The sequence below is a fragment of the Staphylococcus sp. Marseille-Q1834 genome (assembly GCF_916858875.1).
GTDB lineage: Bacteria > Bacillota > Bacilli > Staphylococcales > Staphylococcaceae > Staphylococcus > Staphylococcus pragensis.
This window is the reverse complement of the sequence record NZ_CAKASN010000001.1, coordinates 262,057-282,023: the sequence shown is the minus strand read 5'-3', so window position 1 is coordinate 282,023 and position 19,967 is coordinate 262,057. Positions and strand designations below refer to the sequence as shown.

The window sequence follows — 19,967 nt, the reverse complement described above, 5'->3', positions numbered from 1 at the left end:
TTATGGCTACTAAAAATGAAGAAATCTTACGTAAACCAGATTGGTTGAAAATAAAGCTTAACACGAATGAGAACTATATTGGCCTCAAGAAGATGATGCGAGAAAAAAATCTACATACAGTATGTGAAGAAGCTAAATGTCCAAACATACATGAATGTTGGGGAGCTAGACGTACTGCTACGTTTATGATCTTAGGAGCTGTATGTACAAGAGCATGTCGTTTCTGTGCGGTAAAAACAGGGTTACCAAACGAATTAGACTTAAATGAACCAGAACGTGTAGCAGAATCAGTAGAATTAATGAATTTAAAACACGTTGTTATTACAGCAGTTGCTCGTGATGACTTAAGAGATGCAGGTTCTAACGTTTATGCTGAAACAGTACGTAAAGTACGTGCGCGTAATCCGTACACTACAATTGAAATCTTACCATCAGATATGGGTGGAGATTATGAAGCACTTGAAACATTAATGGCTTCAAAACCAGACATTTTAAACCACAATATCGAAACAGTTCGTCGTTTAACGCCAAGAGTACGTGCGCGTGCGACTTATGATAGAACTTTAGAATTCTTACGTCGTTCTAAAGAATTACAACCAGATATCCCAACTAAATCAAGTTTAATGGTTGGTTTAGGTGAAACATTAGAAGAAATCTACGAAACAATGGATGATCTTCGTGCTAATGATGTTGATATCTTAACAATTGGTCAATATTTACAACCATCACGTAAGCATTTAAAAGTAGAAAAATATTATACACCATTAGAATTTGGTAAATTAAGAAAAGTAGCTATGGAAAAAGGTTTCAAACATTGTGAAGCTGGCCCAATGGTACGTAGTTCATATCATGCTGATGAGCAAGTAAATGAAGCAGCTAAAGAAAAACACCGTTTAGGTGAAGAACAATTACAACAAAAGTAATTAAAAACGTTTAAATAAAACAATTTAAGAACTTAGGTTGCACATTTCAAATGAAATCGTGTAATCTAAGTTTTTATTATATGGAATAAAGGTGACAAGTGATGATTAAAGTAGATCAGCAGTATTTTGAATTAATTGAAGATTACAGAGATTGCTTTGATGAAGAACTCTTTGCCTCAAGGTATTCTGATATATTAGATAAGTATGATTATGTAGTGGGAGACTTCGGTTATGATCAGTTACGTTTAAAAGGCTTTTATAAAGATTCAAATAAAAAATCAGAGATATCTAAACGTTTCTCAAGTATCCAAGACTATATCTTGGAATATTGTAATTTTGGATGTCCATATTTTGTAGTCAGACATTTATCTAATAAAGAAATGGCACAGTTAGATATGGAACAAGAAAAAGTAATCGCTGACAAAGAAGATAAATTACATGATGTAAAAATTAAACCAACTATTCAAAACGTCGAAAAGCAACGCAATGATGAATAAGCATGGAAAAAAGGAAGTGGAGCAGAAATCTTTTGAGAAAAACGATTTGTGTCCGACTTCCTTTTTATTTTTATTGGATAACTTGGTTAAGGTATTCAATAATTTCATCACTTTCTTCTTGAGTCACGCCTAAAATATGCGCGATATAACCTTCTTCTTCAATATCATCAGTTCCAATAATGCCAAATTTATTGGTTTGCATATTCAAAACAAGCGTTTTACCATAATGACGGTCTGTTTGTATTAACATTAAATCATAACGACTATGTTCACCAACAAAACCTACAAATTGCACTTGGCTTTGTTCTTCATCATCGTATAAAAACATATCTATCATAAGAGTAGAACTCCTTTTTTCTCATTTTTAAATTAAGTATAACGACAAATGAAGACCTATGCAAAACTGTGATATGATAGAGATATTAAGAGGTGACTGATATGTATTTTGTTGATAAAGATAAATTAAATTTAAAGCTTAACTATTTAAATCAATTAACTCAAGACTATGAAGCAAATCAATCAAATCATTATGCTTTTGAGCGTATTGCTCAAATGTTAATTGAGTCTTCAGTAGATATAGGTAATATGATTATTGATGGTTTTATCTTAAGAGATCCAGGCAATTATAAAGATGTGATTGATATCTTGGAATTAGAGGGTGTCATTACTAAAGAAACACAACAGCATATTAATGAAACCGTAGAGGTTAGAAAGCAGTTCGCTCATAATTATACTGAGCTTGATAGTGATGTGATTCAACCACTTTTTGATAAAGCATTACCTTATTATGAACAATTTATTCAAGAAGTCATGCAATTTCTTGAAAAAGAAAATGTTCCAGTCACTGCTTTCGGAAAGGGAGGCAACCAGTAATGAAAAACTATAAAGGTTATTTAATTGATTTGGATGGCACGATGTACTTAGGAACAGATGAAATTGATGGTGCAGCTCAATTCATCGATTACTTAAATCAAAATGACATCCCACATTTATACGTAACGAATAACTCTACTAAAACACCCGAAGAAGTAACTCAAAAATTAAAAGAAATGAACATAGATGCTAAACCTGAGGAAGTTGTAACATCTGCGTTAGCCACTGCTAATTACATTGCTGAAGAAAAAAGTGATGCTACTGTTTATATGCTTGGCGGTAGTGGATTAAGAACGGCTTTAACTGAGGCAGGATTAACTGTTAAAGATGATGAACATGTAGACTATGTAGCGATTGGTCTAGATGAAAAAGTAACTTATGAAAAATTAGCTGTCGCAACTTTAGCGGTACGCCAAGGTGCGAAGTTTATTTCTACGAACCCTGATGTTTCAATTCCTAAAGAGCGTGGGTTCTTACCTGGTAACGGTGCTATTACAAGTGTGGTAAGTGTTTCAACTGGTCAACAACCACAATTTATAGGTAAACCTGAGCCGGTCATTATGGATATTGCCTTAGATATTTTAAAACTTGATAAATCAGATGTTGCGATGGTTGGTGACCTTTACGATACAGACATTATGTCAGGTATCAATGTAGGGGTAGATACAATACATGTTCAAACAGGCGTGACATCATATGAAGAATTACAAGAAAAAGATCAACAACCAACGTACTCATTTAAAGATTTGAATGTTGCAATTGAAGAATTAGAAAAAGCAGCAGAAGAATAAAAAGGAGTGCCGGAGTTATGGATAAAATATTAGTCACACGCAAAATTCCTGAAAAATTTGTTCAACAGTTAAAACAACTTGGTGAAGTTCAAATGTGGGACGAAGAATTTGAGCCCATGCCGAGAGAAACATTTTTAAAAGAAATAGAAGAGGCAACTGCTTGTTTTATTACACTAAGTGAGAAGATAGATGAAGCATCCTTGAAGCAAGCTAAGCATCTCAAAATCATTGCGAATATGGCAGTCGGTTATGACAACATTGATATAGATAGTGCGACGAAACATAATATTGTCGTTACGAATACACCAGATGTATTAACTGAAACAACGGCGGAATTAGGATTTACATTAATGCTTACCGTTGCACGTCGTATTATTGAAGCAGAACATTATGTTCAAGAAGGCAACTGGAAAAGTTGGGGCCCTTATTTATTATCTGGAAAAGATGTCCATGGTTCGACGGTAGGTATTTATGGCATGGGAGAAATTGGTAAAAGTTTTGCACGACGACTTCAAGGTTTTAATACAGACATTTTGTATCATAATCGTTCAAGACATAAAGATGCTGAGCAAGAACTCAATGCCCAATATGTATCATTTGATGAGCTGTTAGAACGCAGTGACTTTGTTATTTGTACAGCGCCATTGACTAGTGAAACAGCGAATAAATTTAATGGGACTGCATTTTCAAAAATGAAGAACGATGCTATCTTTATCAATATTGGTAGAGGGGCTATCGTTGATGAAGAAGCGTTAATTGAAGCGCTTGAATATCGTCAAATCGCTGGGTGTGGTCTTGACGTTTTACGCGAAGAACCTATTAGGCTAGATCATCCATTGCTGAAAATGAAAAATGCAGTGATTTTACCGCATATCGGTAGTGCTTCAATGGTGACAAGAGATCGTATGATTCAACTATGTGTCGACAATATTAAAGCGGTTATACATGGAGAACAACCGTTAACTCAAGTTCATAAATAAAAATAAAAACTTCTTATTCTCTATATTGTTTTGTATAAGAGAATAAGAAGTTTTTCATTTTCAGAATCTAACAGTTTTGTTAGACATTATGTAATTGTGATAAAGCACATTTAGTACTATTATAATTATTATCATTTACGTTCGAATTAAACGAATAAATACGATAGTTGTTTTGTAATTCATTTTGAAAAATAATCCTCTATAACACAATTTGAACAAATATGTATAAAAAATATACTGAAAAAATAGTTTGCTTTAAAAAATATATTGCTTATAATGAAGTGTAAAAATAAAATATTAAAATTATATTTTGTGATTTCAACTTCTTTCTGGGAAAAGCTTTTAATAATATTTATAAGTAATTCATAGTGAGGTGCGATACGCCATTGAAAGAAAAGAAAACAAATACTAGTAAAGGTATGCTTTATTTCGAAAAAGCTAAGCCTTATTTATTAACGATATTATATTTAGCGATTTTTATAGCACTGTACCTAATATATGGTTCAGGCGATACACAGAATAATTTCATTTACAATGAATTCTAATAAGGAGTTAAATTATGTCAGATATTATCAATTTAATTAATGACTTTGGTCAAAAAAATCCTGACCGTATAGCGATTAGACATAAAGATGATGAATTAACATATCAACAATTAATTGATGAATCAAGCAAGTTAGCACATTTGCTTCAAGATACACAAAAACCATTGGTCATTTATGGTCATATGTCACCTTATATGTTAGTAGGGATGATAGGTGCAATTAAAGCTGGTTGTGGTTATGTACCAATTGACACATCTGTTCCTCAAGAACGCGTACAAATGATTATTGAAAAAGTCCAACCACAATTTATTTTAAATACATCTGAAGAAACATTAGAAAATCATTCAGCGCAAGAGATAACTGTTAATGATATTCAACAATCAGAGAATCCGACTATTTTTGATAGTCAAATGTCTCCAAACGATGTGGTTTATACTATCTTTACTTCTGGTTCAACTGGTGAACCTAAAGGTGTACAAATTGAATATGCTAGTTTAGTAGAGTTTGCAGAATGGATGGTATCATTAAATGAATCAAATGAGCCTCAAGAATGGCTTAACCAAGCGCCTTTCTCATTTGATTTATCTGTAATGGCAATTTATCCATGTTTAACTTCTGGTGGAACTTTAAACTTAGTAGATAAAGAAATGATTAATAAACCTAAATTATTAAATGAAATGTTGGTTAATACGCCAATTAATGCGTGGGTATCAACACCTTCATTTATGGAAATGTGTTTATTACTTCCAAACTTAAATGGAAATGATTATCCAAGTTTAAATCATTTCTTCTTCTGTGGGGAAATCTTACCGCATAGAACTGCTAAAGCATTAGTGGATAGATATCCAGATGCGATTATCTATAATACTTATGGTCCTACAGAAGCAACTGTTGCTGTAACTGGTGTGAAGATTACACCTGAAATTCTTGAACAATATAACCCACTACCAGTTGGAGTAGCTAGACCTAACACATCTTTATCAACTACAGATGAAGGCGAACTTATTATTAAAGGAAACAGCGTAAGTTTAGGTTATTTGAAAAATAAAGAAAAAACAGAAGCGGTATTCAATTTTGAAGATGGCATTCGCACATATCATACAGGCGATAAAGCAGTTGAAAAAGATGGTCATTGGTTTATCCAAGGACGTATCGATTTCCAAATTAAATTAAATGGTTACCGTATGGAACTTGAAGAAATTGAAACACAATTACGTCAATCACAATATGTGAGGGAAACAGTCGTTGTACCAATTTATAAAAATGACAAAGTGGTATATTTAGTGGGTGCAGTAGTACCAACTGAAGAAGTGGAAAATGATTTAGAAATGACAAGAACAATTAAATCCGAGCTAAAATCTCGCTTACCTGAATATATGATTCCGAGAAAATTTGTTTGGATGGAACAACTTCCATTGACTTCTAATGGGAAACTAGATCGTAAACAAGTTGCAAAGGATATTGACGCATGATTCCTTATGGTACGTTTACCTTCTTCTTAATTGCGTTTATTGTACTTTTACCTGTGATTATACTCGGGTTTTTAGGTAAGCGAAGCTACATCTATAATGGTATTAGTACTGCAATTATGATTGTTATCATTTTTGCTTCAGATAAACATAACTTATTTGGTAATAAATATTTAAGTATTCAATTACTAAGTTTTGTTATTTATCTAATTTGGCAAGTGGCGTTAATTATGGCTTATTATAAGTCACGCCAAAAGAACAACACATTTAGTAAATTTGTCATAGTAATGATTTTATCTATTTTACCGCTTGCGATTGTTAAAGTATTACAAAGTTCATGGTTAGGCGGACATCAAATTCATTTTCATGAGCATAAATTAATTGAATTTGTAGGATTCTTAGGTATTTCCTACGTTACTTTCAAAAGTATTCAACTTATCATGGAAATTAGAGACGGTTCAATTAAAGAGATTAAAGTAGGGAAATTAATTCAATTTATTTCATTCTTCCCAACAGTATCTTCTGGACCAATTGACCGTTATAAACGTTTCGTTAAAGACGATAAAAAAGTGCCAACTGGAAATCAATATAGAGAAATGGTATTAAAGGCCATTCATATGATTATGCTTGGTTTCCTATATAAATATATTATTGCGCATTTAATTAACGTATATGCAATTCAACCATTAACTATGGACTTACACGGTTTTACACATAAATGGTTATACATGTATGCGTATAGTTTCTATCTATTCTTTGACTTTGCAGGTTACAGTTTATTCGCTGTAGCTGTGAGTTACTTGTACGGTATTAACACACCACCTAACTTTAAACAACCATTCAAAGCACGTAATATTAAAGACTTCTGGAATAGATGGCATATGTCATTATCATTCTGGTTTAGAGACTGTGTATACATGCGTACATTATTCTATATGTCACGTAAGAAATTAATGAAGAACCAATTTGCAATGTCTAATTTTGCATTCTTCTTAAACTTCTTTATTATGGGTGTGTGGCATGGTTTAGAAGTATTCTATATTGTTTATGGTATCTATCATGGATTGATGTTTATCGGTTATGGATATTATGAACGTTGGAGAAAGAAACACCCACCTCGTTGGCAAAATGGTTTCACTACTGCTTTAAGTATTATCATTACATTCCATTTTGTAGCATTTGGATTTTTAATCTTTTCAGGAAAATTAATATAAAAGGAGTAATTAATTATGGAATTTAGAGAACAAGTATTAGATTTATTAGCTGATGTTGCGGAAAACGATATTGTAAAAGAAAACCCAGACGTAGAAATCTTTGAAGAAGGTATTATTGATTCTTTCCAAACAGTTGGTTTATTACTTGAAATTCAAAATAGATTAGGTATTGAAGTATCTATTATGGACTTTGATCGTGATGAGTGGGCAACTCCTAATAAAATTGTTGAAGCATTAGAAGAATTACGATGAAATTAAAACCGTTTTTACCTATTATTATCAGTGGCCTGTTATTCTTAGCGTTTGTGCTAATGCCGGCAAGCTGGTTTACTGGTTTAGTATCAAATAAGACAGTCGCTGATAATAGAATTTCTTTAACAGATCAAGTACTTAAAGGTACGCTCATTCAAAATAAACTGTTTAGCAGTGACAAGTATTATCCAATTTATGGTTCAAGTGAATTGAACAAACAAGACCCATTTAACCCAGCCCTTGCATTACATCATAGAAAAGGGACGAAACCTGTCTTCTTAGTAGGTACAGGTGGTAACACTGATTTAATCAATGCGATTGAATTAGCTGGTCAATATGACCAGTTAAAAGGTAAAAAAATGACGTTTATCATTTCACCGCAATGGTTTAGTACTCATGGTGTGAATGATAGGGACTTTGCAGCACGTACAACAGCAAATCAAATTGATCAGATTTTCCAACAAAAAGATATGCCTGCAGAATTAAAGCAACGTTATGCTAAGCGTTTATTACATTTTAAAAGTGCTTCAAATAAAGCATATTTAAAAGAACAGGCTAAACACCCTGGAGATGTGAAAGGGCAATATGTTTCTAAGTTTAAACAGAATCAGCTTCTTAAAATTGAAGCGATTAAATCTTATTTCTCTTTAGATAAATCACCATTAGAGCATGTTCATCCTTTTACAGAACCTAATGTATCTTGGGATACTATGCGTGAAAAAGGTGTACAATTAGGAGAAAAACGTTCAACTTCTAATAAATATGGCATTCGTAATGAATATTGGAAACAATTAACAACTAAGAAACCAATGAATCATCGTAAATATGAGTTCAAAATGAACTCTCCTGAGTTTAAAGATTTATCATTACTTGTAGACACAATGCATCAAGCTGGTGCGGATGTTCAATATGTCATTCTACCAGTTAACGGTAAATGGTATGACCATTTAGGCATTCACCGTTCAACTCGTGAACCTGTTTATAACAAGATTCATAAAACTGTAGTTGATCATGGTGGTAAAGTTTACGATATGTCTGATAAAGACTATGAAAAGTATGTATTAAGTGACGTAGTGCATGTAGGTTGGAAAGGTTGGGGCTATATGAACCAACATATTGCGCAACACATGCAAGATAATAACTCTAAAGATGAAAAGCATCATCAACATCATTAGAATGAATAACTATAAACGTATTAGTAAAGACTGTCGACAAAGTTTCTAACTTTGTTGGCAGTCTTTCTTTTTATTGAAATACCATATGTGTAAAGGCGTTCTAAGATAGATATTAACTTGTTTGAGTTGTTGCGCTTTACTGTGGGAAAGGCTCGTGCCTGTAGTCCTGCAAAGTAGTTCTTAGGTAGATATTCACTCGTTTAAGTTGTTTCGCTTTCCTGGGGTGCTGTCTCAGCCTGTAGTCTTCGACTAGCACTGCTCCCCTAGGAGTCTTCACAACTACACTTCGTTATCTATCTTAGAACTACTTACGTAAGTGTGTGAACACTTACGTTCATCAATCACTTTAAACCCCTCAGGCGTCACTCAACTACGTTCCATAATCCATTTTAGAACTACTTACCTAAGTGCTAAAGCACTTAGGTTCATTAATAATTAGCATAGGAGTCTCATAACTACGCTTCGTAATCTATCTTAGAATTACTTACGTAAGTGTTTGAACGATTAAGTCATCAATAACTTTAAATCCCTCGAGTGTCATACAACGTCGTTTTGTTGTCCATATTTAGAATTTCTTACTTAAGTGTTTTAGTACTTATGTTAATTAAAACTATTCCTAGCACAACCACCTTTGCAGTTTGTCTTTAGAATGTCTTTTCATCATTAGTATTTATAAAATAAAAAAGTCATAGGAGGGAGCGTATGCTCTTTCCTATGACTTTTGTTTATATATGAGGCGTTTTAGAAGACTTGTTCTACTTCGATAACGCCTGGAACTTCTTCGTGTAATGCACGTTCAATACCAGCTTTTAATGTGATTGTTGAGCTTGGACAAGTACCGCAAGCTCCGTGTAATTGTAATTTCACGATGCCGTCTTCAACATCTACTAATGTGCAGTCTCCGCCATCACGTAATAAAAAAGGACGTAAACGTTCAATAACTTCAGCTACTTGATCAAACATTGTTGCATTCTCAGTAGGCATGAGATATGTCTCCTTTCAAGTAAATTACTTCATAAATTCATTATTAATTTATTATAATAGATAAAGAAAGAAAAATCTATAAAACAAAACGGGGGATTTAAGTATGACTAAAGTGAGTGTTGTCGTATACGGCGCAGATGTTGTCTGTGCAAGTTGTGTAAATGCACCAACTTCTAAAAATACTTACGAGTGGTTGAAACCATTACTAGAACGTAAATATCCAGATATTAATTTTGAATATACGTATATTGATTTTCAAAATGAAACGGAAAATCTTAGCGATCATGATCAACAATATATCGAGCAAATTGAAGAAGATGAACTCTTCTATCCATTAATTACAATGAACGACGAATATGTCGCAGACGGCTATATTCAAACGAAGCAAATCACAAATTTTGTGGATAAGCATTTCGCAAACAAAGATAATGAATAGTTAGATAAAAAGCGCAATTCTCATTCAATAATGAATGGAAATTGCGCTTTAATAATTATCCGTTATGATATTTATATAACCATAGTACGCCTGATTTAAGGATATGTGCTAAACGCCCTGTAACGGTGCGATCCATAATATAGGCGAATCCTTTTTTCTCTCCTAATGAACCTAAGAAACCTTGAACTTTAAGTTCTGGCATTTTTTCAGGAAGGGGTTCACTATTCCATTGCTTTTTAAGTACTTCTGCAATTTGGTCGCCTTGAACTTCGGCTAATTGCGCACTCGGTGCATGTGGTAAATCTGCGCAATCTCCCACGACATATACATTTCTATATGTAGGAACTTGATGATATTGGTTGATAATCACGCGACCACTTCGATTAATATCAATGGGTAAATTTCTTACAATTTCAACTGGTTGAATACCTGCTGTCCAAACAACTAAGTCGACGTCTTCTGGTGTACCGCCATTATAAATTTTACCAGGTTCAACTTTATCAATAAGTGAATTTGGAACTACTTTAACATTATTTTCACGGAACCATTTCGCAATATAATTACTTAACTTTTCAGGGAAATTTCTTAAAATACGTTCGCCACGGTCATACAAAATGACTTCTAAATCTTCGCGACTTTCACGTAATTCACTAGCCAATTCAATTCCACTTAAACCAGCACCTACGATACCTACGCTAGCACCTTTAGGTAATTCACTAATACTATGGAAAGTTTCACGCGCTTTAGATAATGTTTGAATACTATGTGTGTATTCTTCTGCGCCTGGCACGTTATGATATTTGTCTTCACAACCTAAGCCAATCACTAACTCATCGTAATCTACTTTAGTGTTTCCAACTGAAACAATTTGAGATTCTAAATCGATATCATTAATTTCCCCGTAAATTGTATTGATTCGATCAGAGTCTGGAAAGTTCATACGTACATCATTATCAGATTTTGTTCCTGCCGCTAAAGCGTAAAACTCTGGCTTTAATCCATGAAATGGCATGCGATCAATAAGTGTTAATGTGTAATCTTGAGGAAGCGCATCAGGAAGAATACGTGACATAATACGCATATTACCATAGCCGCCACCAAGCAATACTAAATTTTTCATATGCTATACCCCTTTTTATATTTTTATTTCCGTAAAATATTAGATAATTAATAGATTAATTTACCTCTGAATGTGTTGAATAAACAGAAAATATGGTAAATTACGCCATCGTTATTTTATTGCCCCTTACAATAAAATACACGATTTATGTATAATTTTATTATATATGTTTTTCAAAATGACTACAATCAAATGTATGATACAAACAATTAGCTAGCAATTTCGATTATTATGATGAAATAATTAAATTGTAAGTTTATTGAGCTAGGGCAATGCAAGGCCTTAATTGATTTGTTATAATAGTGTAATTAAAAATGAAGAAGAAGGTGAAGTATGTTTCCATTAGTCGAGTTCTGTATTTCGAATATGGCCAAAGGCGGAGACTACGTTTACGATAAATTAGAAAACGACCCAGATGTAGATGTATTAGAATATGGATGTTTAAACAACTGTGGCGTTTGTTCATGCGGGTTGTATGCATTAGTCGATGGTGATACTGTTGAAGGTGATACACCGGAGGATTTATTAAATAACATTTATAAACATATTGAAGACAATGATTTTACAAACTTATTATAGGAGGAATTGATTATGCCAACGGTAACACTAACAGAATCTGCTGCTTATGAAGTAAAAGATATGTTGAAAAGCAATGATATGGAAGATGGCTATTTAAAAATTAAAGTCAACGGTGGAGGATGCACTGGTTTAACATATGGTATGTCTGCTGAAGAACAACCTGGAGAAAATGACGAAGTATTAGAATTCTACGGTTTAAAAGTTTTAGTAGATAAATATGATGCGCCTGTACTAAATGGTACGACAATTGATTTCAAACAATCACTAATGGGTGGCGGTTTCCAAATTGATAATCCGAATGCTATTGCTTCATGTGGTTGTGGTAGTTCATTTAGAACGGCGAAGGTTGCTGGAAACCCTGAGAATTGCTAATTAAGACTATAGACAAACCCTTTCACTCTTCGTCAACTTATGTGTAACTTACTTATTTACGCGTAGTAAAATCCTTTCGTTACCCATTTGATTACCTTGATTGATAAGGGTTTTCTTTCAGTCTGCATGCTTTAAACAATAATATAGTTGCTAATTGATTATTTGAAAAATGAAGATAAATTTTCTCAAAGAGTTCTAAAATTATAATAAAAAAATTTATATGTAATTATTTAAAGTATAGTCCTGTTGTCGCTTGAAAATGTAATGTAAAAACTATAAAATTAAATATGGATTGAACTTTGTCTTTTTTGTGAATGAAAGTTCATAAAAAATATATTGGAAGATAAAAGTGTTGATTAGGACTATAAATGGGGATGAACAATTAGGTTAAGTGCAAAGTTTTTAATGAATTAGCAGACTGATAAATGATGTTAAATGATTCATGAGAGGTCTGAACTTTGTTATGTTCTGAAATTTGTAGCCTTTATCTACATTTAAGAAAATACTAATGAAAGCTTAGGTGAATGAAATGGCTCAAGATCGTAAAAAAGTACTTGTTTTAGGTGCTGGTTATGCAGGTTTACAAACAGTAACTAAATTACAAAAAGAACTTTCTGCTGATGAAGCGGATATCACTTTAATCAACAAAAACAAATATCACTATGAAGCTACTTGGTTACATGAAGCTTCAGCTGGTACATTAAATTATGAAGATTTAATCTACCCAATCGAAAGTGTTATTAAAGAAGATAAAGTTAAATTTATCAACGCTGAAGTAACTAAAATCGACCGTAATGCTAAAAAAGTAGAAACTAACCACGGTATCTACGATTACGATATTTTAGTAGTAGCTTTAGGTTTCGAAAGTGAAACATTTGGTATCGACGGTATGAAAGACCACGCATTCCAAATTGAAAACATCGAAACAGCTCGTAGATTATCTCGTCACATCGAAGATAAATTTGCAAACTATGCTGCTTCAAAAGAAAAAGACGATAAAGATTTAGCTATCTTAGTTGGTGGTGCTGGTTTCACAGGTATCGAATTCTTAGGTGAGTTAACTGATAGAATTCCAGAATTATGTAACAAATATGGCGTAGATCAAAACAAAGTAAGAATTACTTGCGTTGAAGCTGCTCCAAAAATGTTACCAATGTTCTCTGATGAATTAGTAAACTACGCTGTAAACTACTTAGAAGATCGTGGCGTTGAATTCAAAATCGCTACTCCAATCGTTGCTTGTAACGAAAAAGGTTTCGTAGTTAAAGTTAACGACCAAGAACAACAATTAGAAGCTGGTACTGCTGTATGGGCTGCTGGTGTTCGTGGTAGCAAATTAATGGAAGAATCATTCGAAGGCGTTAAACGTGGCCGTATCATCAATAAACAAGATTTAACAATCGAAGGTCATGACGATATCTTCGTAATTGGTGACTGTTCTGCATTCATCCCAGCTGGTGAAGAACGTCCGTTACCAACTACAGCTCAAATCGCTATGCAACAAGGTGAACACGTTGCTAAAAACATTAAAAATATCTTAAACGGTCAAGCTACAACTGACTTTGAATATGTAGATCGCGGTACTGTATGTTCATTAGGTGCTCATGACGGTGTAGGTATTGTTTACGGTAGAGACATTGCTGGTAAAAAAGCTGCATTCATGAAAAAAGTTATTGATACTCGTGCAGTATTCAAAATCGGTGGCGTAGGCTTAGCATTCAAAAAAGGTAAATTCTAAGTTGTCATTTTAAAAGTATAATATTAAGCCTCTTGCTACTCAGCAAGAGGCTTTTTTTGAAATTAAAGAGGAGTGAGTAGTAAATGGTCAATTTCACTAATAACAACAGCAGTTCAACTCAGGAAGAAGTTCTCATCTTAGGTTTACCGGACCATATTAACCAATTAGGTACTATCAACTATAATAATGAAGATTTAACACAACGTATTGATACATATCGTCATCATCATATTATTGGCAGTACTTTAGGTAAAATATCTTCAACGCTCTTATCACTTGAAAATGACTCTAAACGCTTAATAACGGTAGGTTTAGGTAATTTAAAATCACTCAATTATGCAGAATTATTGAAAGCGTTCGGTCATTTGTTTCAATTTTTAAAAGAAGAAGGCATTACAAGTGCAGATGTACTCTTTGAGACGTTCATCTCTAAACAAGTGAATCAAGAAAAAGTAGCGGAAGTCTTTGGATTACAAAGTGAACAAGCGATTTATGTGTTTGATCATTATAAATCGAATAAGACTGCACCTTATCAATTAGATTTAAATATCATTTCAGAAAATGAACATTTAGTCTCAGAAATTGAAAAAGGTGTAATAGTAGGTCAATCTATTAATCTAGCTCGTGATTTCAGTAATATGCCTCCTAATATTTTAACGCCAGCCTATTTTGCTGAACAAATTGAAAATCATTTTGCAGAAACTAAAGTAGATATAGACATTAAAGATGGTGAAACGTTATTAGCAGAAGGCTTTGGATTAATTCATGCAGTGGGAAAAGGCTCTGAGAATCAGCCAAGAGTGATTACCTTAACTTATAACGGAGCTCAAAATGACATGCCTCCTATAGCACTCGTCGGCAAAGGTATAACTTATGATTCAGGTGGTTACAGTATTAAATCTAAAATAGGCATGCAAACGATGAAATTTGATATGTGTGGCGCAGCGAATGTGGTAGGGATGATTGAGGCAGCATCACGACTTGAGCTTCCAATTAATATCGTTGGTGTGATTGCATCTGCTGAGAATATGATTAATCATAACGCAATGAAACCAGATGATGTGTTCACCGCGCTTAATGGAGAAACAGTGGAAATGTTAAATAGCGATGCGGAAGGTCGATTAGTCTTAGGAGATGCGGTCTTTTATGCCAATCAATTTAAGCCAAGCCTCATTTTAGATTTTGCGACATTAACAGGTGCAGCAGTGGCTGCATTAGGTGAAGATAAAGCAGCCTTATTTAGTTCAAACGCGGATAATGCTATTCAAGAAATATTAGCGAGTGCTAAAGCAGTAGATGAGTTTGCTTTTGAGTTACCAATCACGAGCACTGAACAGCGCTTAATTCGTAATTCAGACGTGGCAGATTTAGTTAACCATACTAATGGCCAAGGAAAAGCATTGTTTGCTGCAACCTTTGTGACGCACTTTAGTGGAGAAACACCACACATACATTTTGATATTGCAGGACCAGCTACCACAAACGTAAAGAGTTATAGAGGGCCAAAAGGACCTACTGGTAGTATGATAACTACAGTAGTCAATTGGTTACGCCAATAAAGTCTGTTTAATCAATGGTAAACTCACTTTACATAATAGAACCAAAGCTAATTTTAAATAGCTTTGGTTCTTTATTTTTCATATGAAAAGTTTTCAAACGCACATATTGACAATAATTAGACGACTTGGTATGATAGTTCACATAATCAATCGCTTTAGTTCGGTAGAGTGTTAAAGGATGTGGGAACTATGTTAAATGCAGTAGTGATTGCTGTCATTTTAATGATTGTCTTGTGCCTGTGTAGGCTCAATGTAGTGATTAGCTTATTTATAAGTTCATTAGTAGGCGGGCTAATTTCAGGGATGAGTCTAAATAAAGTGATTAGTGTTTTTGGTAAGAATATTGTAGATGGTTCAGAAGTCGCTTTAAGCTATGCTTTATTAGGTGGTTTCGCAGCACTTATTTCATATAGTGGGATAACAGATTACCTTGTAAATAAAATTATACGTGCGATTCACACTGAAAATAGTCGACTTTCAAGAGTTAAAGTAAAAATTATTATTATCGTTGCACTTCTTGCAATGAGTATTATGAGTCAAAACTTAATTCCAGTACATATTGCTTTTATTCCTATTGTGATTCCGCCACTTATTAGTCTGTTTAATGATTTAAAAATTGACAGACGTTTAATTGGTTTAGTAATAGGCTTCGGATTATGTTGGCCATATGTTTTATTACCTTATGGGTTCGGTCAAATTTTCCACCAAATTATTCAAAGTGGTTTCCAAAAAGCACATCACCCTATCGAATTTAATATGATTTGGAAAGCAATGATTATTCCATCTATGGGTTATATCGTAGGTTTAATATTAGGTATGATTGTTTATCGTAAACCTCGTGATTATAAGACGAAAGCTTATGTTGACAACGAAGATACAGTAACTGAAGTGAAACCATATGTATTAGTGGTCACAGTAGTAGCTATCTTAGCTACTTTCTTAGTACAAACATTTACGGACTCAATGATATTTGGTGCATTAGCAGGGGTACTTATCTTCTTTATCTCTGGCGTATATAAATGGAATGAATTAGATAGCCAGTTTGTTGAAGGTATCAAGATTATGTCATTTATTGGTGTCGTGATTCTTTCTGCCAATGGTTTCGCAGGTGTAATGAATGCTACTGGTGATATTCAGAAATTAGTCAGTAGCTTAACGGAAATTACGAGTGGACATAAATTAATTAGCATCATTGCTATGTATATTATTGGTTTAATTGTAACGTTAGGTATTGGTTCATCATTCGCGACGATACCAATCATTGCTACATTATTTATTCCACTAGGTGCCTCACTTGGTTTAGATAGTATGGCATTAATTGCACTAGTAGGTACAGCCAGTGCATTAGGAGATTCTGGTTCTCCAGCAAGTGATTCAACATTAGGACCAACTGCAGGGTTAGCGGTAGATGGCCAGCATGATCACATAAGAGATACATGTATCCCGAATTTCCTTTTCTACAATATACCTTTAATGATTTTTGGTACAATTGCAGCTATGGTATTATAGTTGTAAATGAGGTGAAATAGGTGACCAATTTATTAGAAACCTTTGAAATGAAGATTGAAGAAACATCGAACGGTAAAGTTGTCGTATCTATGCCTGTTACCGATAAAGTGAAGCAACCATTTGGATATTTACATGGTGGCGCGACGATTGCATTAGGTGAAACAGCGTGCTCTATCGGTGCAGCAAATTTAATTGATACTAACCACTATATCCCATTAGGGTTGGAAATGAATGCGAATCATATTCGCTCTGTAAAAGAAGGGCGAGTGACGGCAACGGCTACAATTATCCATCAAGGTAGTACAACGCACGTTTGGAATATTGAAATCAAAAGTGACAATGACCAATTGATTAGTATCATGAGAGGTACCATTGGCATTAAACCTTTAAAAAATAAATGATATATGTTAAAAAAGTGACTGGGACAATCAGCCTACTTTATCATTTTGGCAGTAGCTGACTGATTTGAAAATGCGCTTAAAGCAAGCTTTTTTCAAACCTAGTCATCCTTGCCGGGGCAGAACGACGAAATTATTTTAATTTCTGTTCTGCTCCCTTTTTTTATGCAAATTTATCCTTAGAATAATTTAATTTTTCGAAAGCGTTATAAATTCGTTGAGCTGCTTCTCTGCCTCCCATTATATTTCTAGCAAATGGTCCTAACTCTAAGTCAGCTAATCCTCCAGCTACAAACAGTTGAGGTAACCATTCTAAATCAGAAGTTATATCAGGCAAACCACATTGTGTGAGAGGTGCTTGTTCGTGTTGAATTAAAGATTGAACCATCTTTTGATTTAATAGGGTAGCTTGGAAACCTGTGGCTAATAGAACGAAATCATAAGGCGTGGACGATGTTTCTGTGAAAATTTGATGATTTTCAAGTCTTATAATCTGATCGTGATGTATGATTAAACGACCGTTTTGAACATGCTTTTTCAAACGTAAATACAACTCTTGTGGCATCGAACCTTTGTGGCGTGCTTGAGAAATGACTTCCATTCGTTTTTTAGAAGATGTTATTTCCAAGAAAGGCCCCATATTTTTAGGGCCTAACCATCCTGGATCTGCATCAAAGTGATGAATATCAATATCTTTATTCATCCATAGATGAACGATTTTATCAGTAGATTGGTTCAATAATTTAAGCGTTAAATGAGCTGCTGAAATACCACTTCCAACGACATGCGAACTTTGATTGTACATCGCTGGATTAAATTCTTTCTCGAAAATGTGACAAACGTTGCTTTCATTTTCAAAAAGAGAAGGAATATAAGGTCGATGATTACACCCTTGAGCTAAAACCACACAATCTGTATGTAAAATTTGAGCGTTAGCCAATGTAATCGTCCATTTTGAGTCAGTACGAGCAATTTGATTTACGTAGCCTTGAAGATGGCAATCATTTAAACGATAGCGATGCACTAATTCATGAACATGATGCATAAACATATCTGTTTGAGGACGTTGATAGCGTCCATATGTAGCATTTGTATAGTGTTGATACTTCGCAAATTGCTTTAGATGAAATGGATTGGGATGAATATGATGAACGATAGGTGAGCGTAAAAAGGGCATACTAATTCTATGAGTGAAGTCATTGAATTGTTCACATAAAGATGAATAAGGATCAATAATGGTTAAGTGATCAATTGAAAGACCTGCTTCACGTAATTTAATTGCGATGGTTGTACCTTGAATGCCACCGCCGATAATAGTCCAATGCATAAGAACACTTCTTTCCTTATAAAACGTAATTATTACGATTTATGATAGCATAAGTCCCTATTGATGACAATCATTTAAAAAGCTCTAGTCGAAGATTATTCAACTAGAGCTTTAAATTTAAATTATATTTTCTTGTCTTTAAATTCGTCTTTGATTTCATCAATTTTAGTATCTTTAGTATAAGGTGTTTTATTATTATAAGCGGCTCTCATAATTAAATGACTTGAAAGAGGACCGGTAATAAAAATAAAGATAATACCAAAAATCAATTGCATATTAATATACTTTTCAGTACCAATAAAGTATAAGAAGGTACCAAATAGTAAGAACATAGCGCCTAATGTTGCCGACTTACCTGCAGCATGTCCACGTGAGTAAATGTCTTTCAAACGTATTATACCAATAGCAGTAACGACACTGATGAATGCGCCAGCAATAACGAATAGAATAGATAAGCTAATCATGATTGTTGATATCATGTTCAATCACCTTACCTTTATCTATATATTTTGAAAATACTGCTGTACCTAAAAATGCTAAAATACCGATTAATAAGATCGTTACTAGTAAATATTGAGCGCCTATGAAAATACTGTATAGAGCAACGCATGCCATTAATTGTAAACCTACGGCATCAAGCGCTAAAATTCTATCGGCTAAAGTAGGGCCTTTAATAATGCGAATAAACATAGCTAACATAGAAAGTACGACCACAATAAGTGCAATTAGCATAATGAATTTTACCATTAGTCTTCGCCCACCTCTCTAACCACTTTTTCAAGGGATGATTTAATCCCTTCAACTTCTTCTTCCTTCGTACTAAAATCAATCGCATGAATATAAATCTTAGTTCTATCATCGCTAATACCTAATACGACTGTTCCCGGCGTAAGTGTAATTAGATTTGATAATAACACAATTTGCCAATCTGTTTTTAAATCAGTGTGATACGTAAAAAATCCAGGTTGATTTTGTAGTTTAGGTTGTAAAACAATCTTTAATACATCGATATTTGCTTTAATTAATTCTATAAGAAATACAATAATTAGCTTGATGATTTTATAAACTTTAATTAAATAAAATTTGCCAGGTAACGCTTTATTAAATAAATAAACAATTCCTAAACCAAGTAGAAAGCCTAACAATAAATTATTTAATGTGTAACTTCCACTTAGAAATAACCAAATAAATGCTAAAAGAAAATTTAAGGTAATTTGAATGGCCAT

Annotated in this window: 24 protein-coding genes; 17 read left to right on the top strand and 7 right to left on the bottom strand. The window is 33.6% G+C overall.

The features are described from left to right. The first annotated feature begins 2 nt into the window (after nt 1-2). Both lipA and LIX58_RS01475 read left to right on the top strand, forming a co-directional pair. Complete coding sequence (lipA, locus tag LIX58_RS01480) at nt 3-923, top strand: lipoyl synthase (RefSeq protein WP_126565190.1); 921 nt, start codon at nt 3-5, stop codon at nt 921-923. Nucleotides 924-1,024: 101 nt separating this feature from the next. Next, nucleotides 1,025-1,420, top strand: coding sequence for a YutD family protein (locus tag LIX58_RS01475; RefSeq protein WP_154836560.1), 396 nt, complete (start codon nt 1,025-1,027; stop codon nt 1,418-1,420). A 70-nt stretch (nt 1,421-1,490) separates the two neighbouring features. Here the strand turns inward: LIX58_RS01475 and LIX58_RS01470 are convergent, their stop codons facing one another. Next, nucleotides 1,491-1,757, bottom strand: coding sequence for a DUF3055 domain-containing protein (locus tag LIX58_RS01470; protein WP_103297652.1), 267 nt, complete (start codon nt 1,755-1,757; stop codon nt 1,491-1,493). 101 nt (nt 1,758-1,858) lie between these two features. Here LIX58_RS01470 and LIX58_RS01465 point away from each other — a divergent pair, with 101 nt between their 5' ends. From LIX58_RS01465 to dltD, 8 genes are all read left to right on the top strand, one after another. Further along, nucleotides 1,859-2,293, top strand: coding sequence for a DUF86 domain-containing protein (locus LIX58_RS01465; RefSeq protein WP_154836561.1), 435 nt, complete (start codon nt 1,859-1,861; stop codon nt 2,291-2,293). Next, a complete protein-coding gene (locus LIX58_RS01460; RefSeq protein ID WP_126565194.1) occupies nt 2,293-3,084 on the top strand; it encodes a TIGR01457 family HAD-type hydrolase in 792 nt (263 codons plus the stop codon). The genes LIX58_RS01465 and LIX58_RS01460 overlap by 1 nt, the downstream gene beginning before the upstream one ends. Before the next feature lie 17 nt (nt 3,085-3,101). Next, the gene (locus LIX58_RS01455) at nt 3,102-4,064 is read left to right on the top strand and encodes a 2-hydroxyacid dehydrogenase (protein ID WP_226386015.1); all 963 of its coding nucleotides are present in this window, start codon (nt 3,102-3,104) and stop codon (nt 4,062-4,064) included. Between the two features lie 419 nt (nt 4,065-4,483). Further along, nucleotides 4,484-4,609 (top strand): teichoic acid D-Ala incorporation-associated protein DltX, encoded by a 126-nt coding sequence (locus LIX58_RS01450; protein WP_103297667.1) that lies wholly within the window; start codon nt 4,484-4,486, stop codon nt 4,607-4,609. Nucleotides 4,610-4,623: 14 nt separating this feature from the next. Further along, a complete protein-coding gene (gene dltA, locus LIX58_RS01445) occupies nt 4,624-6,081 on the top strand; it encodes a D-alanine--poly(phosphoribitol) ligase subunit DltA (RefSeq protein WP_154836563.1) in 1,458 nt (485 codons plus the stop codon). Further along, a complete protein-coding gene (gene dltB / locus LIX58_RS01440; protein ID WP_154836564.1) occupies nt 6,078-7,292 on the top strand; it encodes a D-alanyl-lipoteichoic acid biosynthesis protein DltB in 1,215 nt (404 codons plus the stop codon). Before dltA ends, dltB begins: the two co-directional genes overlap by 4 nt. 15 nt (nt 7,293-7,307) lie before the next feature. Further along, nucleotides 7,308-7,544 carry a D-alanine--poly(phosphoribitol) ligase subunit 2 gene (gene dltC / locus LIX58_RS01435; protein ID WP_103297646.1) on the top strand — a complete coding sequence of 79 codons (237 nt, stop codon included), beginning with the start codon at nt 7,308-7,310 and terminating at the stop codon, nt 7,542-7,544. Then, complete coding sequence (gene dltD / locus LIX58_RS01430; protein WP_226386014.1) at nt 7,541-8,719, top strand: D-alanyl-lipoteichoic acid biosynthesis protein DltD; 1,179 nt, start codon at nt 7,541-7,543, stop codon at nt 8,717-8,719. Before dltC ends, dltD begins: the two co-directional genes overlap by 4 nt. A 741-nt stretch (nt 8,720-9,460) precedes the next feature. Here the strand turns inward: dltD and LIX58_RS01425 are convergent. Continuing rightward, nucleotides 9,461-9,703 (bottom strand): NifU family protein, encoded by a 243-nt coding sequence (locus tag LIX58_RS01425; RefSeq protein ID WP_002433501.1) that lies wholly within the window; start codon nt 9,701-9,703, stop codon nt 9,461-9,463. Nucleotides 9,704-9,806: 103 nt separating this feature from the next. Here LIX58_RS01425 and LIX58_RS01420 point away from each other — a divergent pair, with 103 nt between their 5' ends. Next, entirely contained in the window at nt 9,807-10,139 is a 333-nt protein-coding gene (locus LIX58_RS01420) for a YuzD family protein (RefSeq protein ID WP_103297644.1), read from the top strand. 55 nt (nt 10,140-10,194) lie between these two features. Here the strand turns inward: LIX58_RS01420 and LIX58_RS01415 are convergent, their stop codons facing one another. Continuing rightward, on the bottom strand, nt 10,195-11,259 hold the full coding sequence (locus LIX58_RS01415) for an NAD(P)/FAD-dependent oxidoreductase (RefSeq protein WP_154836566.1): 1,065 nt from the start codon (nt 11,257-11,259) through the stop codon (nt 10,195-10,197). 333 nt (nt 11,260-11,592) lie between these two features. Between LIX58_RS01415 and LIX58_RS01410 the strand changes: the two genes are divergently transcribed. From LIX58_RS01410 to LIX58_RS01385, 6 genes are all read left to right on the top strand, one after another. Beyond that, a complete protein-coding gene (locus LIX58_RS01410; RefSeq protein WP_126565200.1) occupies nt 11,593-11,838 on the top strand; it encodes a YuzB family protein in 246 nt (81 codons plus the stop codon). A gap of 12 nt (nt 11,839-11,850) precedes the next feature. Then, nucleotides 11,851-12,210, top strand: coding sequence for a HesB/IscA family protein (locus tag LIX58_RS01405; RefSeq protein WP_154836567.1), 360 nt, complete (start codon nt 11,851-11,853; stop codon nt 12,208-12,210). 529 nt (nt 12,211-12,739) lie between these two features. Further along, nucleotides 12,740-13,948 (top strand): NAD(P)/FAD-dependent oxidoreductase, encoded by a 1,209-nt coding sequence (locus LIX58_RS01400; protein WP_154836568.1) that lies wholly within the window; start codon nt 12,740-12,742, stop codon nt 13,946-13,948. An 83-nt stretch (nt 13,949-14,031) separates the two neighbouring features. Next, complete coding sequence (locus LIX58_RS01395) at nt 14,032-15,507, top strand: M17 family metallopeptidase (protein ID WP_154836569.1); 1,476 nt, start codon at nt 14,032-14,034, stop codon at nt 15,505-15,507. A gap of 189 nt (nt 15,508-15,696) precedes the next feature. Next, entirely contained in the window at nt 15,697-17,016 is a 1,320-nt protein-coding gene (locus LIX58_RS01390; protein ID WP_154836570.1) for a Na+/H+ antiporter family protein, read from the top strand. Nucleotides 17,017-17,036: 20 nt separating this feature from the next. Further along, nucleotides 17,037-17,417, top strand: a complete 381-nt coding sequence (locus LIX58_RS01385) for a PaaI family thioesterase (protein ID WP_126565205.1) — start codon at nt 17,037-17,039, stop codon at nt 17,415-17,417. Nucleotides 17,418-17,577: 160 nt separating this feature from the next. Here the strand turns inward: LIX58_RS01385 and LIX58_RS01380 are convergent, their stop codons facing one another. The 4 genes from LIX58_RS01380 to LIX58_RS01365 all read right to left on the bottom strand — a co-directional run bounded on the left by LIX58_RS01380 (nt 17,578) and on the right by LIX58_RS01365 (nt 19,967). Then, nucleotides 17,578-18,741, bottom strand: a complete 1,164-nt coding sequence (locus LIX58_RS01380; RefSeq protein WP_154836571.1) for an NAD(P)-binding domain-containing protein — start codon at nt 18,739-18,741, stop codon at nt 17,578-17,580. Between the two features lie 122 nt (nt 18,742-18,863). Then, nucleotides 18,864-19,220 (bottom strand): Na+/H+ antiporter subunit G1, encoded by a 357-nt coding sequence (locus tag LIX58_RS01375; protein ID WP_126565207.1) that lies wholly within the window; start codon nt 19,218-19,220, stop codon nt 18,864-18,866. Beyond that, nucleotides 19,198-19,488, bottom strand: a complete 291-nt coding sequence (locus LIX58_RS01370; RefSeq protein WP_154836572.1) for a Na(+)/H(+) antiporter subunit F1 — start codon at nt 19,486-19,488, stop codon at nt 19,198-19,200. Before LIX58_RS01370 ends, LIX58_RS01375 begins: the two co-directional genes overlap by 23 nt. After that, nucleotides 19,488-19,967: a Na+/H+ antiporter subunit E gene (locus LIX58_RS01365; RefSeq protein WP_126565423.1), complete on the bottom strand. Its 480-nt coding sequence runs from the start codon at nt 19,965-19,967 to the stop codon at nt 19,488-19,490. The genes LIX58_RS01370 and LIX58_RS01365 overlap by 1 nt, the downstream gene beginning before the upstream one ends.

What these genes read in the sequence shown, in the direction of transcription:
- LIX58_RS01455 (WP_226386015.1), top strand. Translation starts at nt 3,102, where the DNA reads ATGGATAAAATATTAGTCACACGCAAAATTCCTGAAAAATTTGTTCAA.
- LIX58_RS01425 (WP_002433501.1), bottom strand. Translation starts at nt 9,703, where the DNA reads ATGCCTACTGAGAATGCAACAATGTTTGATCAAGTAGCTGAAGTTATT.
- LIX58_RS01400 (WP_154836568.1), top strand. Translation starts at nt 12,740, where the DNA reads ATGGCTCAAGATCGTAAAAAAGTACTTGTTTTAGGTGCTGGTTATGCA.
- lipA (WP_126565190.1), top strand. Translation starts at nt 3, where the DNA reads ATGGCTACTAAAAATGAAGAAATCTTACGTAAACCAGATTGGTTGAAA.
- LIX58_RS01405 (WP_154836567.1), top strand. Translation starts at nt 11,851, where the DNA reads ATGCCAACGGTAACACTAACAGAATCTGCTGCTTATGAAGTAAAAGAT.
- LIX58_RS01365 (WP_126565423.1), bottom strand. Translation starts at nt 19,967, where the DNA reads ATGGCCATTCAAATTACCTTAAATTTTCTTTTAGCATTTATTTGGTTA.
- LIX58_RS01420 (WP_103297644.1), top strand. Translation starts at nt 9,807, where the DNA reads ATGACTAAAGTGAGTGTTGTCGTATACGGCGCAGATGTTGTCTGTGCA.
- LIX58_RS01415 (WP_154836566.1), bottom strand. Translation starts at nt 11,259, where the DNA reads ATGAAAAATTTAGTATTGCTTGGTGGCGGCTATGGTAATATGCGTATT.
- LIX58_RS01450 (WP_103297667.1), top strand. Translation starts at nt 4,484, where the DNA reads ATGCTTTATTTCGAAAAAGCTAAGCCTTATTTATTAACGATATTATAT.
- LIX58_RS01370 (WP_154836572.1), bottom strand. Translation starts at nt 19,488, where the DNA reads ATGGTAAAATTCATTATGCTAATTGCACTTATTGTGGTCGTACTTTCT.
- LIX58_RS01460 (WP_126565194.1), top strand. Translation starts at nt 2,293, where the DNA reads ATGAAAAACTATAAAGGTTATTTAATTGATTTGGATGGCACGATGTAC.
- dltB (WP_154836564.1), top strand. Translation starts at nt 6,078, where the DNA reads ATGATTCCTTATGGTACGTTTACCTTCTTCTTAATTGCGTTTATTGTA.
- LIX58_RS01410 (WP_126565200.1), top strand. Translation starts at nt 11,593, where the DNA reads ATGTTTCCATTAGTCGAGTTCTGTATTTCGAATATGGCCAAAGGCGGA.
- LIX58_RS01380 (WP_154836571.1), bottom strand. Translation starts at nt 18,741, where the DNA reads ATGCATTGGACTATTATCGGCGGTGGCATTCAAGGTACAACCATCGCA.
- LIX58_RS01390 (WP_154836570.1), top strand. Translation starts at nt 15,697, where the DNA reads ATGTTAAATGCAGTAGTGATTGCTGTCATTTTAATGATTGTCTTGTGC.
- dltA (WP_154836563.1), top strand. Translation starts at nt 4,624, where the DNA reads ATGTCAGATATTATCAATTTAATTAATGACTTTGGTCAAAAAAATCCT.
- LIX58_RS01395 (WP_154836569.1), top strand. Translation starts at nt 14,032, where the DNA reads ATGGTCAATTTCACTAATAACAACAGCAGTTCAACTCAGGAAGAAGTT.
- dltC (WP_103297646.1), top strand. Translation starts at nt 7,308, where the DNA reads ATGGAATTTAGAGAACAAGTATTAGATTTATTAGCTGATGTTGCGGAA.
- dltD (WP_226386014.1), top strand. Translation starts at nt 7,541, where the DNA reads ATGAAATTAAAACCGTTTTTACCTATTATTATCAGTGGCCTGTTATTC.
- LIX58_RS01465 (WP_154836561.1), top strand. Translation starts at nt 1,859, where the DNA reads ATGTATTTTGTTGATAAAGATAAATTAAATTTAAAGCTTAACTATTTA.
- LIX58_RS01475 (WP_154836560.1), top strand. Translation starts at nt 1,025, where the DNA reads ATGATTAAAGTAGATCAGCAGTATTTTGAATTAATTGAAGATTACAGA.
- LIX58_RS01470 (WP_103297652.1), bottom strand. Translation starts at nt 1,757, where the DNA reads ATGATAGATATGTTTTTATACGATGATGAAGAACAAAGCCAAGTGCAA.
- LIX58_RS01375 (WP_126565207.1), bottom strand. Translation starts at nt 19,220, where the DNA reads ATGATATCAACAATCATGATTAGCTTATCTATTCTATTCGTTATTGCT.